Origin of the sequence: Martinezella lusitana (genome assembly GCF_010668395.1) — a bacterium.
In the GTDB taxonomy this organism is placed as follows: Bacteria; Pseudomonadota; Alphaproteobacteria; order Rhizobiales; family Rhizobiaceae; genus Rhizobium; species Rhizobium lusitanum_A.
Window position 1 is genome coordinate 58,616 of the sequence record NZ_WUEY01000008.1, and the last position, 12,140, is coordinate 70,755.

Annotated in this window: 11 protein-coding genes; 8 read left to right on the forward strand and 3 right to left on the reverse strand. The window is 61.6% G+C overall.

What is annotated here, in order from left to right:
- Positions 1-24: 24 nt before the first annotated feature.
- From GR212_RS18765 to GR212_RS18775, 3 genes are read left to right on the forward strand one after another with little or no spacing between them, the layout of a single operon-like run.
- Positions 25-810 (forward strand): SDR family oxidoreductase, encoded by a 786-nt coding sequence (locus GR212_RS18765; protein ID WP_163988170.1) that lies wholly within the window; start codon positions 25-27, stop codon positions 808-810.
- Positions 811-827: 17 nt separating this feature from the next.
- Positions 828-1,535 (forward strand): ribonuclease activity regulator RraA, encoded by a 708-nt coding sequence (locus GR212_RS18770; protein ID WP_163988172.1) that lies wholly within the window; start codon positions 828-830, stop codon positions 1,533-1,535.
- Positions 1,532-2,458, forward strand: coding sequence for a dihydrodipicolinate synthase family protein (locus GR212_RS18775; protein ID WP_163988174.1), 927 nt, complete (start codon positions 1,532-1,534; stop codon positions 2,456-2,458). Before GR212_RS18770 ends, GR212_RS18775 begins: the two co-directional genes overlap by 4 nt.
- A 135-nt stretch (positions 2,459-2,593) precedes the next feature.
- Here the strand turns inward: GR212_RS18775 and GR212_RS18780 are convergent, their stop codons facing one another.
- Together GR212_RS18780 and GR212_RS18785 are read right to left on the reverse strand one after the other, a co-directional pair.
- Positions 2,594-3,535, reverse strand: a complete 942-nt coding sequence (locus GR212_RS18780) for a sensor domain-containing diguanylate cyclase (protein WP_163988176.1) — start codon at positions 3,533-3,535, stop codon at positions 2,594-2,596.
- Between the two features lie 377 nt (positions 3,536-3,912).
- Positions 3,913-5,112, reverse strand: coding sequence for a serine hydrolase domain-containing protein (locus tag GR212_RS18785; RefSeq protein WP_163988177.1), 1,200 nt, complete (start codon positions 5,110-5,112; stop codon positions 3,913-3,915).
- A gap of 431 nt (positions 5,113-5,543) precedes the next feature.
- Here GR212_RS18785 and GR212_RS18790 point away from each other — a divergent pair, with 431 nt between their 5' ends.
- The 3 genes from GR212_RS18790 to GR212_RS18800 all read left to right on the forward strand — a co-directional run bounded on the left by GR212_RS18790 (position 5,544) and on the right by GR212_RS18800 (position 8,370).
- The gene (locus tag GR212_RS18790) at positions 5,544-6,716 is read left to right on the forward strand and encodes a serine hydrolase domain-containing protein (protein WP_163988179.1); all 1,173 of its coding nucleotides are present in this window, start codon (positions 5,544-5,546) and stop codon (positions 6,714-6,716) included.
- A gap of 98 nt (positions 6,717-6,814) precedes the next feature.
- On the forward strand, positions 6,815-7,543 hold the full coding sequence (locus GR212_RS18795) for a GntR family transcriptional regulator (protein ID WP_163988181.1): 729 nt from the start codon (positions 6,815-6,817) through the stop codon (positions 7,541-7,543).
- 452 nt (positions 7,544-7,995) lie between these two features.
- Entirely contained in the window at positions 7,996-8,370 is a 375-nt protein-coding gene (locus tag GR212_RS18800; protein WP_163988183.1) for a cupin domain-containing protein, read from the forward strand.
- 17 nt (positions 8,371-8,387) lie between these two features.
- Here the strand turns inward: GR212_RS18800 and GR212_RS18805 are convergent, their stop codons facing one another.
- Positions 8,388-9,797 carry a PLP-dependent aminotransferase family protein gene (locus GR212_RS18805; protein WP_163988185.1) on the reverse strand — a complete coding sequence of 470 codons (1,410 nt, stop codon included), beginning with the start codon at positions 9,795-9,797 and terminating at the stop codon, positions 8,388-8,390.
- Positions 9,798-10,096: 299 nt separating this feature from the next.
- Here GR212_RS18805 and GR212_RS18810 point away from each other — a divergent pair, with 299 nt between their 5' ends.
- Entirely contained in the window at positions 10,097-11,305 is a 1,209-nt protein-coding gene (locus tag GR212_RS18810) for a Tm-1-like ATP-binding domain-containing protein (protein WP_163988187.1), read from the forward strand.
- Position 11,306: 1 nt separating this feature from the next.
- A complete protein-coding gene (locus GR212_RS18815; RefSeq protein WP_163988188.1) occupies positions 11,307-12,140 on the forward strand; it encodes a phosphoenolpyruvate hydrolase family protein in 834 nt (277 codons plus the stop codon).

Genomic DNA, 12,140 nt, shown 5'->3' on the forward strand with positions numbered 1-12,140 from the left:
AGCCCCGAACCATTGGAGGAAGAGTTGGATCTTCAGTTGAACAACAAGACGGCACTTGTCTTCGGCGCCGGCGGCGGCCTTGGCGGGGCAATTGCAAAATCGCTGGCGGCCGAGGGTGCTTCCGTCGTCGTCGCGGATATAAACGAAGAGAGCGCGAGAGTGACTGCGGATGCCATCGCGGCCGAAGGCGGCAAGGCGATTGCGCTCTCATGGGATATCGCCGACCTGTCGTTGATCGGCGGGAAGCTCGATGAAATCGGCAAGGCATTCGGCCCAGTCGACATTCTGGTCAACAATACCGGCGGACCGCCGCCGACGACGGCTGCGGGACAATCGCCGGCAGAGTGGTCGAAATATTTCGACATGATGGTCAGGTCCGTCATCGCCGTCACGGATGCCGTTCTTCCGTCCATGCGCGAGCGCAAGTGGGGCCGCATCATCACGTCGACGTCGTCGGGCGTCGTCGCACCGATCGCCAATCTCGGAATATCAAACAGCCTGCGCCTTGCGCTGGTGGGCTGGTCGAAGACCCTCGCGCGCGAAATCGGCCGCGACGGCATCACGGCCAACGTCGTCTTGCCGGGCCGCATTGCGACCCAGCGCATCGTTTTTCTCGACGAGCAGAAGGCGAAGCGCGAGAACAGGCCGGTGGCGGATGTCACCGCCGAGAGCACCGGCTCCATTCCGGTCGGACGCTATGGCGATCCGAAGGAATATGGCGACACGGTCGCTTTTCTCGCCAGCCCGCGCGCATCCTATATCACCGGCTCCATCATCCGCATCGATGGCGGCCTGATCGGCAGCATCTGAAAGAAAGCGAGGTCTTCATGTCACTCGATCCCCGCACGGTTGAACTACTGCAGGGCATTTCAACGGCGACATTGACGACGGTTCTGTTGAAAAAAGGGCTGCGCAATGTCTGGATGCGCGGCACAAAGCCGTTGAAGGCGGGCCAGGGGCGTGTCGTCGGCAAGGCATTCACGCTGCGGTTCATTCCTGCCCGCGAAGACCTTGCCACGCCCGCCAACTGGGCTTCGCCGATCTCGACCCGCGCCGCCATCGAAGCAATGCCCGAGGGCTGCATCGCGGTGGCGGATGCGATGGGGACCGTCGACGCCGGTATCTTCGGCGATATCCTCTGCGCCAGAATGGCGAAACGCAATGTTGCCGGTCTGGTGACCGACGGTGTGATGCGCGATGCCGAGGGCGTTCTCGCAAGCGGCATGAAGGTGTGGTGCAACGGCGTGGCCGCGCCGCCTTCGGTTGCCGGCCTGACATTCGTCGGCTGGCAGGAACCGATCAACTGCGGTGGTGTCGCCGTCTTCCCGGATGATATCGTCGTGGTCGACGAAGACGGGGCGGTCCTCATTCCGGCGGCATTTCTGGAACACGTTATCGCCGAGGCTCCCGAGCAGGAGCGTATGGAAGCGTGGATCATGCGTGAGGTCGATCGAGGCGTACCGCTTCCGGGCCTCTATCCGATGAATGCAGAAACGAAGGCCAGATATCAGGCCTGGAAGGACAGCCAGCAATGACGTTCAGCACCGAATCCAAAGGCGTCTATGCGATCGCGACAACGCCGTTCTTCGAGGACGGCTCGATCGACTTCAATTCGATCGACAGGCAGACGGACTTTTACGAGGAAAGCGGCTGCACCGGTGTTACGATCCTGGGCATCATGGGGGAAGCCCCGAAGATGGAACCGGAAGAGAGTAGGGCCATCGTCAAGCGGGTCGTCGCCCGCGCGAGGATTCCCGTCATCGTTGGCGTCTCGGCGCCGGGTTTCGCGGGGATGCGCTCCCTGGCGCGAGACTCGATGGACATGGGTGCGGCAGGCGTGATGATCGCGCCGCCGCCGGCGCTGCGGACGGACGACCAGATCGTCAATTATTTCGCCGGCGCCGTCGAAGCCGTCGGCGAAGACGTGCCGTGGGTCCTTCAGGACTATCCGCTCACCTTGACCGTCGTCATGGCGCCCGGTGTGATCGCGAAAATCATGACCAACCATAAATCATGCCTGATGCTGAAGCACGAAGACTGGCCGGGTCTGGAGAAGATTTCGACGCTGCGCGCAATGCAGAAGGCTGGCACGTTGCGCGACTTCTCGATCCTGTGCGGCAATGGCGGTCTCTTTCTCGATTTCGAGCCCGAGCGCGGCGCCGATGGAGCCATGACCGGCTATGGCTTCCCGGACATGCTCACCGAACTGATGGCATTGTCCGCCGCCGGCAAAAGGGACGAGGCGCACGACCTGTTCGATGCCCATCTGCCGCTGATCCGCTACGAGCAGCAGCTCGGTATCGGCCTTGCCGTCCGCAAGCATGTGCTCAAGCGGCGCGGCGTGATTGCCACCGACGCGCAACGCAAGCCGGCGCAGATGCTGACGCCGGCCGCGAGAGCCGAGGTCGACTATCTCCTTGCCCGCGTCGGCAGGCGCGACGAACGGGCAGCGCTTTAACCGAAGCCGCCGCCGAGCAGGAAAGCCGTTCTCCGATCTCGACGTTCGCATGTTTCCAGGCAGAGGCGCGGGCGTTTCGCCTCGGCTGCGTGCCAGCGCGACAAAGGAATCGGGCAACCGGTCCGGCGGCAGACGCTAGAAACGTCCTGCCGTCAAACGGTTGCCGTCCTTCAGCAGCGTTGCCGGAGCAGCCTCCAACGCCGACCGGGAAGACGGTGCGATGCGGAAGCCATTCCTTCCCGCCGATTTCACCTCGTAGAGGACATGATCGGCCTTTGCGAATATATCCTTTGGCGATTGCCCAGGCACGATGATGGCCGCCCCGACCGACGTCGCGATCCGAATGTTCCTCGCCGGCGTCGAAATCGTCCAATGCATGCCTTTTACGACGCGGGCGGCGATCTTTGCGAGATCTTCGGGCGATGAACACGGATGGATGACGGCAAATTCGTCGCCGCCGATGCGGGCAACCATATGCGCATCGGGGACAGCCCGCGATAGCCTGCGGCCGGCAACCTTCAGGCAATCGTCACCGGCCTGATGCCCGAGAGTGTCGTTTACGGACTTGAAGCCGTCGAGGTCCGCCAGGAGCAGGGCCTTGGCCCCATGGCCGTCGGCTCCGCATATCTCGCTCAGGAAAGTTTCAAACCTCGTCCGTGAAGTCAGCCCCGTGAGGATATCGCGCTCTGCCAGATGGCGGAGCTGCTCCATCATCGTCTTCTCGGCGGTGATATCCTGCTTGACCCCGAAGATCCTTGTGGCCGTCCCGCCCGCAAACTCCACGCAGGCGGTTATTCTTATCCAGCGATTGTTTCCTTTTGCCGTAACTATCTGGGCGTCGAGGGTGAAGCCTTCACCTGTGCGAATTGCCCTGTCGCGAAGCTCGTTGAGCTGCCTGCGGGTCCCCGGGGTGTAGAGCCTGACGATTTCATCGCGCGCCAGTGCTGTCTGCGGGGCAAGATCGAAGAATTCATAGACCGTATCCGTCCATTTCAGCGTCTGGTCCGGCAGGCTGCATTCCCATACTCCGATCCGGGCTGCTTTGAACGAACGGTCAAACAGTTCCCGCAAATGCATGAACTCCTGGGAGCCGACTGCATGAGGCTGCGGTATTTCATTTTCATTGCAAGGCATGCGACGCCCTCGCCAGCTGAACGAAGATGGTTTCCCGATCCCGTCGTCATGTCCGGGATTACCATCGGGAACAGAGGCTGGCACATATTGCTTGCGTTCGGGTTTCTAAAAAATATCGAAAGGCTAAATTTTTTCCAACCTAGGCTCGTGCTCGATGCACTGGCTTCATGCCCGGGGCGCCAAAATGAGGCATTTCGTTTGCAAACGGGGCAATCTCAGGCCGCAGGTGCTGCGAAACCAGGTTGCATCCCGCTGAAACGGCGGCATCTCGGGCATGGCCATAGGCTGGCATTCGTGTCGCCATACTCCCGATTAGCGGGTCAAATTCCCGTTTTGCAGAAATCCCGCAGCCTGTGGGCGGCGGCCAGCATATCGGCCGTGCGATCATCGTTCACAGGATCGACATCGGTCGACAGCTTGATCATCGCAAAGTCCGACTCCGGGTCCATGTAGATATATTGGCCGAAGATGCCGAAGCACATGAAGACGCGGCTGTCGGGGTCCTCGATCCAGAACTGGTTGCGATAGGCTCCCCGCGGCAGCGCGCCCTGGCGCTTGTTGCCGAAGATCTCGTGATCGGCATCGCGGATCGCCTCGATCCACGCGGCTGGCACGATCTGGCGCCCATGCGCCTTGCCGCCGCGCAGCAGGAGCAAGGCAAAACGGGCAAAATCGCGCAGCGTCGCATTGAAACCACCGTCCGCAAGGCCGAAGCCGCCACGGTCGAGCGTGATGTAGGCGTCGTCCTCTGCGCCCATTGGCGCCCAGAGTTCCTCGCTGATCAAGTCCGCAAGATGCTTGCCGGTCGCACGTTGCATGATGAAGGCCAGCACATCCGTTTCGATCGACCGGTACTGGAAGGCCTTCCCATGCGGGCGCTCCTGCTCGGTAAGCTGGAGGACGAGCTGCCATACGGTCATCGGCCATGCGGGATCAATGACGTCGAACCAGCCGCTTGCCTGCCCAAGCTTCTGCATGTGGGAACCAGGCGTCGTGTAGGTCTCGTCAAAATAGACACCGCTCGTCATGTCGAGCACATGCTGGACCGTCGCGCCGCGATAGCCGGTCCCTTCCAGCTCCGGCAGATATTTCGTCACCAGCGCCTGCGGATCGATAAGCCCGCGATGGACGAGAATGCCGAAGACCGCCGAGGTGACGGACTTGGAGACCGACATGGCGAGATGCTGCCGGTAGGGCTTAAGCCCGTTCATGTAGCGTTCCGCGACGACTTCGCCGCGTGAGAGCACCATGAAGCCGTCCGTTGCGCTTTCCTCCAGATATTGTGCCATCGTGCGGCGTCCGGCGCGCGTCTCGAAGACGATACCGTCGATATTGCGCTTGCGTTCCGGGAGCGGCAGGACCGAGCCGGGACCGCGCCAGATCTGTGCGGTGGGCGCCATCTCGCGCACATGCTGGAAGGTCCAGCGATGATAGGGTGGAAAATCCCATTCCCCGCGCGGGATGATGGGAGCGCCGGGGTTTTCCGGGTCGCGCTGCCACGGTTGCCTGCTGGAATTCATGAGTTCCTCCCTTTTGCTGACGTGGCGATATCAAGCGATCGCTTCTTCCTAAATTTGTGATCTCAGATCACGTATAAAGTCAACTTATTTTCTGCGTTACCGCTTGCGATACGAAATTGATACGATATGGATTATCAGATCTGAGATCACAGTGCGCGGTCTTTGACATCGTTAAGAATTCGAAATAATATCGATTTTTTGATAGATATTCAGCCATTGTGGAAGGTAATCTCGATGTTAATGATCGAGAAATGAAAGCTGGATTGGGAGATTATCGAGAATTGCAGGACGTCTTGCCTCGAGGGGGCCGTCAAAAACTAGATCGAATTTTGTTCAGTTTTCGGTGAGTTTTATTCGGTGGGAAATTGGTGAATTTCTGAGCTAACCGCCGGAATCCAGCTGCCGCAACAAGGCTAAGGAGTGGAGATTTCATGGTCGATACGACCACATTCGAAGAGAGATACGGCTTTCGCCGCGATGAGGTGACGCTCGCGAACTGGCGTCTCGATCCCTACGGCAGATGGTCGTTCCAGAATGTCGGCGAACTGGTGCCGAGCGCGCATGTCTGGCGCGGGACGGGAGCCGAGGACGCGCCTGCAGCGGAAACGTCCGCTCTCGTCGCCGAGCGAGTACGGCTGGCGAACGGTGAGGAGCGGATCGCGGATTTCCTCGCGCGCTCCTATGCCGACGCGCTCGTCGTCATGAAGGGCGGACATTTCGTTGCGGACTGGTTTGCACCGAGCATGGATTTCGGCAACCGCCATATCACTTTCTCGATCAGCAAGTCGATCACGGCTGTCGTCGCCGGCGCCCTGCAGGAACGCGGGCTGCTGGATCCCGGCGCGCCGGTCGTTCAATACGTGCCGGAGGCCGAGGGTTCCGCTTACGGCGATGCTACCGTGCAGCATGTGCTGGACATGACGGTGGCTATCGACATCGACGAAGCCTACCTGGACCCGCAAAGCCCGTTCGGTCGCTATCGTCGCGCCATGCTCTGGAATCCGGGCGGCGGAGAGGAGGGGCTTCGGGAATTCCTGTGTAGTCTCAGGCGCCTGCCGGGCGACCATGGGGAAATCTTCCGCTATCGCTCGCCGAACACCGATATGCTCGGCATCATCCTGGAGCGCGCCTCCGGCCTGCGCATGGCGGATCTCTTGCGCGAGATAATCTGGGCTCCGCTCGGGGCACGGGGCGAGGTGACGATGACTGTCGACCGCGAGGGAACAAGCCGTGCCTCCGCCGGCATTTCGCTCACCCCGCGCGACCTGGCGCGTTTCGGCGAGATGATGCGGCAAGGAGGCACGGCGAACGGAACGCGCGTCGTGTCCGAAGCCTGGGTAAGCGGTACGCTCAGCGGCGGCAGCAAGGCTGCGTGGGACCGCAGCGATTTCGCACCTCTGTTTCCGAAGGGGCGCTATCACAACAAATGGTATCAGACAGGCGAGGGGAGCTTCTGCGGCATCGGCATCCACGGTCAATGGCTCTACATCGATCCCGCAGCGGACGTGGTCATCGTGCGCATGAGCTCGCAGCCGGATCCTATCATGGAAGGCTTCGATCGCGATAATCTGGCGCTGCTCGGGCAATTGGCGCGCATGGTCTGACGGACTCAGGCCGTTGCTCGCGATGGTGCTTGCGCGAGCAACGGCAAATCTTCTACCAAAGGCATCTTCGGAGCAGCATTGTTTTTCGAGTGGTGGATATGACGGCGAAGAAAGCGGCAAACATCACGGCCATCGAAGCCCCGGTGCCGATGCACGAGCAAGTGTATCATCAGATCGTGCAAGCCCTCATGGCCGGGCACTTCGAACCGGGACAGAAGCTGACCTACCGTAAGGTCGCCGAGCAGTTCGGGACAAGTCCGATGCCTGTTCGCACGGCATTCCAGCGCCTTCAGGCGGTGCGCGCGCTGAACCTGCTTCCAAACGGCAGCGTCGAGGTTCCGCTTCTCAGCGTGGCCTCCTTCAACAATCTGACGCAGGCGCGAATCTCCATCGAGGGCACGGCAACGGAGCTTGCGACCACCAGGCTCAACGGCAACAGCTTGCGCACCGTGCGCCATCACTGCAAGGAGCGCACCGAAGCCGCCAGGGCCGGCGATATCGACCGCTATCTTCAGGCAAATTTCGATTTCAAGTTCTCGATCTACCGGCATTGCGGTAACGAGTATCTCCTGTACCTGATCGAGATCCTCTGGCTCCAGGCGGGTCCGTTCCTGCGCAAGCTGGTGGAAGGAGCGCCCTTCACTCCGACCGAGGTGCTGGACGTCGATTTTCATGAAAGGATTCTCGAAGCCCTGGAGGCGAAGGATCCGCGCGGCGCGCGTGACGCGGTGGTTCACGATATTCGCGAGGCGGCGGACTATATGGTCAAATATGCAAAGTTCTCCGCGGCCGATGCGGACGGCCCAGCCGATAGCGACCTTGCCTAGCGACGCTTCAATCGGGTGAGGCGGAAATGCTGGAGACACTCGCGGAATTGGCCGGCGCGACTGGGCTCGGGTTTGCATGTGCCGCCGCGAATGGCTTCTCTTTGCATGCGAGATCCGGATTGAGCCTGCCCATCCGGGCAGCTTCGCTAAACTTAAGGTAGATGTTATTATCCAGGACACCGGCCCGGATGCCACCCGCGAGCCGGATAGAGTGCAGCGTCCGACGACAATAACATGCCCCACCATTGTCGTCGGATGCACGCGCTCGTTCGGTGCTCACAAAGCCCGCTTGCTTCCGCCATCGAAACGCTCAGACCCCGTCCGCAGATGCCGGCAATGCGAGGCGCGTGGCATCGGAAATGGCGACGGCTGAACCACTTTGTACAAAGTGGTTCTTGCCGATCTTGCTATGGACCGTTCAGCTCGCACAACGAACCGGATGGAGGGGACCAATGACCGAAGACAGGCAAGCGATCGTGTTCGCGAATGGCAGCGGCGAGTTCTGGACCGAGGAACGATGCCATATCACGGAGCTGCATAACTGCGATGCCTCGCCGGAGGCGTCGCTGGCATTGGCTCGGGTCGAGGTCGGTATAACCACTCAGCTGCACAGCCTCACCGGCGTGATAGAACGGTACATCGTTCGTCAAGGGGAGGGGATACTTGAGATCGACGGCGTGAAACAGAAGCTTCGGGTTGGCGATCAGGCCGTGATACCGGCCGATGCGGCGCAGCGTATCGAGAATACCGGCCTGGTGGATCTGGAATTCTACTGCCTGTGCACGCCCCGCTTTTTCCCGGAGGCATATGTCAATCTGGAGCGATAGATGACTTTTGCTTCCGTCTAGGCAGCGCGTGCCGTGCCGGCCAGATCGCAGATCGTTTCGATCGCGAACCGCATGATTTCAGGCGGGCGAACGAAGGGCAGGCGAAGGACGTCGCCGAAATTCTCGTGGGCGGAATAGCCGGGGCCGGCTGATAGGAACAGGCGATGACGCTGGGCTTCCTGGCATAGTGCGACCGCATCGATGCCGGGCATACGGATCCACATTGCGGTACCCGCTGAAGGGCGCGACCAGCGCCATCGGCCTGCGGCTCTCTCGGCAATGAGATCCTCGGCGATTTTCAGGTGGCTCGCGATTTCCTGGTGACGATAAGCCCGCGCCTCCGGGATATTTTCAAGCAGGCCGATGGCGAGATGCTGGTCGAACATGGAGCAGCCCAGGTCGTTGACGGCCTTGAAGCTTGCCAGCCGCTTCACCACCGGAGGCGCCGCGCGGATCCAGCCGATGCGGATGCCGCCCCAGAACAGCTTGGAAAGCGTGCCGATCGTGGCGACATGGTTCGGATCGACCTCGCTCGCAAACAGGCGGGGCGTTGCTCCAGCAAGGGTCGAAAGCTCGTTCTGCGCTCCATCCTCCACAAGGAAAGTCGGATGACGTTCGAGCAAGGCCGCGAGGTCGCGGCGGCTTTCGTCGTCCAGCGACCTGCCTGTCGGATTGTGGGCTTCCGGAAAAAGATAGAGAAGTTTCGGTCGGTTCTTGAGCGCCTTTTCGAGCTGCGGCATGTCGAGCCCGCGTTCCGTGACCGCGACCGGAACGATCCTCGCATTGCGTCGGCGGAAGGCTTCGAGCGAGCCGCGATAGACGGGGTCTTCGACGATGACAGCATCCGACGCGTCGACCATGGCGTTGGCGAGCAGCCATACCGCCTGCTGCGCGCCGCTGGTGATGAGGATGTTGTCCGGGTGGGTCGCCAGCCCCAGATCGGTATAGTAGCGGGCGACCGCCCAGCGGAGGGCGGGCAGGCCGGACGCGTCATAGCCGAGGCCCGCAGCCACGCTTGCAAGCTCCGTACCGCGTAATGAAGCGAGCATCCGGGTTAGGATCGGTGACGGCGGCAACGCGCCGCTGGTCATGTCTATATCCTGCGGATGCGCGGGAATCTCGCCGGCAAGGCGGGTATGCGCGGAGCCGGGGGCCGTTGCGGACGCGATGATGCGGTGGCCGCTGCCATGGCGGCTGTCGAGCACGCCTGCATCCCGCAGCGAGGCATAGGCCGCGACGATAGTTCCCCGGCTGACCGCAAGCGCTGCCGCCAGCGCGCGTTCGGAAGGCAGCAGGCCACCGACGGGCAGCTCCCTCGCCGTGATCAACCGGGCGATGGCCGCACTCAGCTGTTGGCTGACTTTGCCCTCCGGCGCCCGCCAGTTTCCGATGAGCCGGCTGATCCTCGCCGGTGAAATCCTGTTCATGCCTGGTCCACTTCTCGACAAGTGGACTTTGTCAGATCCGGCGGAGTGGAGCAACTTGGTTTGCGGAGAACAAAGGGAGGACTCTCCGCTGAAAAGGCCAGGAGGAGGCTCGTGCTTGCCGTCGATATCTCCCGTTCCCATGCGGGTGTGGTTGGCTCCGGCTCCCGGGTCAAGGCAGAGACCAGGGCTTGCCCAGGCAAATCACCGAGGCTGCGCCCTTTGCCGCCATGCTGCCGGGGATGATGGCCGCTCGGCCCGAGTGGACGCCGAAAAAATGACAGATACTTGAGGAGGAAGCGATGACTATAGCGAAGACGATTTATGTGGCGGGCTCCATCGATACGAAGGGCGACGAGCTGCGCTATGTGGCGGATCTGATCAGAGCGCAGGGGTTGCCCGCGATCCTGGTCGATCTTTCCACGGCCAGACCGTCGGATGACGCCGATGTCGATGCGAAGACTGTCGCGGGTTTCCATCCCGGCGGCGCGGACGCGGTCTTCACCGGGGACCGCGGTTCCGCGGTTTCCGCCATGGGGCTGGCGTTCGAGCGCTTCATCCTGTCGCGCGCCGATGTCGGCGGCGTGATCGGCCTCGGCGGCTCCGGAGGCACCGCGATGGTCACGCAGGCCATGCGCGTTCTGCCGGTGGGCACGCCGCGCGTGATGGTCTCGACGGTGGCCGCCGGCAATATCAGCGCCTATGTCGGTCCCAACGATATTGCCATGGTGAATTCGATAACCGACATAGCCGGGCTCAACCGCATCTCGCGGACGGTGCTGTCGAATGCCGCCAACTCGATTGCCGGGATGGTCCGCAACCGGCGGGAAGCCGAGCAGGACGACAGGCCGGCGCTGGGTCTCACCATGTTCGGCGTCACCACGCCTTGCGTTTCCCAGGTCGTCGAGCAGCTGCGCGACCGCTTCGAATGCCTGGTATTTCACGCCACCGGCATCGGCGGCCAGTCGATGGAAAAGCTTGCCTCCTCCGGCTATCTGGCCGGCGTCCTGGATATCACGACGACGGAAGTATGCGATCTCCTGTTCGAAGGCATTCTGCCCGCAACGGAAGACCGTTTCGGTTTCCTCGCGCAGTCGGCGCTGCCCTATGTCGGCTCCTGCGGCGCGCTCGACATGGTCAATTTCGCGGGCATCGACACCGTTCCGCAGAAATACCGTCACCGCAATCTCTATGTGCACAATCCGCAGATCACGCTGATGCGCACCACGGTCGAGGAGAACGTGGCCATGGGAAAATGGATCGGCGAGCGCCTCAACCGAAGCGTCGGGCCGGTGCGCTTCCTTCTGCCCTTGGGAGGGGTGTCGCTTCTCGATGCGCCGGGCCAAGCATTTCATGATCCGGAAGCCGATGCGGCCCTGTTCGACGCCATCGAGCATACCGTCCGGCAGACGGACGAGCGCATCGTTCTCCGGGTGCCGCACGCGTTAAATTCACCGGAATTCAGTTCCGAAGTTGTCCGCCACTTCAATGAAATCAGTAGAGGTCGCTAGCATGAAGTTCGAAAGAAGCCAGTTGCTGGACAAGTTTCGCCAGCAGATCAAGGCGGGGATTCCCATTATCGGCGGCGGGGCGGGCACCGGCCTTTCCGCCAAATGCGAGGAAGCCGGCGGGATCGACCTGGTCGTCATCTACAACTCAGGCCGATACCGCATGGCCGGGCGGGGGTCGCTGGCCGGCCTGCTCGCCTATGGCAACGCCAACGAAATCGTCATGGACATGGCGCGCGAAGTGCTGCCCGTGGTCAAGCACACGCCGGTTCTCGCAGGCGTGAACGGCACGGATCCGTTCTGCAATTTCGATTACTTCCTCGACGAGCTGAAGGCCGTGGGTTTCGCCGGTATTCAGAACTTTCCGACCGTGGGTCTGATCGATGGCAGATTCAGAGCCAATCTCGAGGAGACCGGTATGGGCTACGCGCTGGAGGTGGAGGTCGTCCGCCTGGCGCGCGCCAAGGATCTGCTCACCACGCCCTACGTCTTTTCCGCCGACGACGCGCGGGCCATGACGGAGGCCGGGGCCGATATCGTCGTCGCGCATATGGGATTGACGACGGGCGGGTCGATCGGCGCCGATACCGCGCTTACGCTCGAGGCCTGCGTGGACGAGGTCAACGTGATCGCCGCGGCTGCGAGCGGCATCAATCCCGAGGTGATCGTTCTGTGCCATGGCGGTCCGATCGCGGAACCGGAGGATGCCCGCTACATCCTGGAACGGTGCCCGGGCTGCCACGGATTCTATGGTGCCTCCAGCATGGAGCGCCTGCCGGTGGAAAAGGCGCTCGTGGCGCAGACGCAGGCTTTCAAGAATCTCGTCATTCAACGTTAG

Bases quoted from the DNA above. Each gene is read 5' to 3' on its own strand.
- GR212_RS18770 (WP_163988172.1), top strand. From the start codon at position 828: ATGTCACTCGATCCCCGCACGGTTGAACTACTGCAGGGCATTTCAACG.
- GR212_RS18775 (WP_163988174.1), top strand. From the start codon at position 1,532: ATGACGTTCAGCACCGAATCCAAAGGCGTCTATGCGATCGCGACAACG.
- GR212_RS18780 (WP_163988176.1), bottom strand. From the start codon at position 3,535: ATGCATTTGCGGGAACTGTTTGACCGTTCGTTCAAAGCAGCCCGGATC.
- GR212_RS18785 (WP_163988177.1), bottom strand. From the start codon at position 5,112: ATGAATTCCAGCAGGCAACCGTGGCAGCGCGACCCGGAAAACCCCGGC.
- GR212_RS18790 (WP_163988179.1), top strand. From the start codon at position 5,544: ATGGTCGATACGACCACATTCGAAGAGAGATACGGCTTTCGCCGCGAT.
- GR212_RS18795 (WP_163988181.1), top strand. From the start codon at position 6,815: ATGACGGCGAAGAAAGCGGCAAACATCACGGCCATCGAAGCCCCGGTG.
- GR212_RS18800 (WP_163988183.1), top strand. From the start codon at position 7,996: ATGACCGAAGACAGGCAAGCGATCGTGTTCGCGAATGGCAGCGGCGAG.
- GR212_RS18805 (WP_163988185.1), bottom strand. From the start codon at position 9,797: ATGAACAGGATTTCACCGGCGAGGATCAGCCGGCTCATCGGAAACTGG.
- GR212_RS18810 (WP_163988187.1), top strand. From the start codon at position 10,097: ATGACTATAGCGAAGACGATTTATGTGGCGGGCTCCATCGATACGAAG.
- GR212_RS18815 (WP_163988188.1), top strand. From the start codon at position 11,307: ATGAAGTTCGAAAGAAGCCAGTTGCTGGACAAGTTTCGCCAGCAGATC.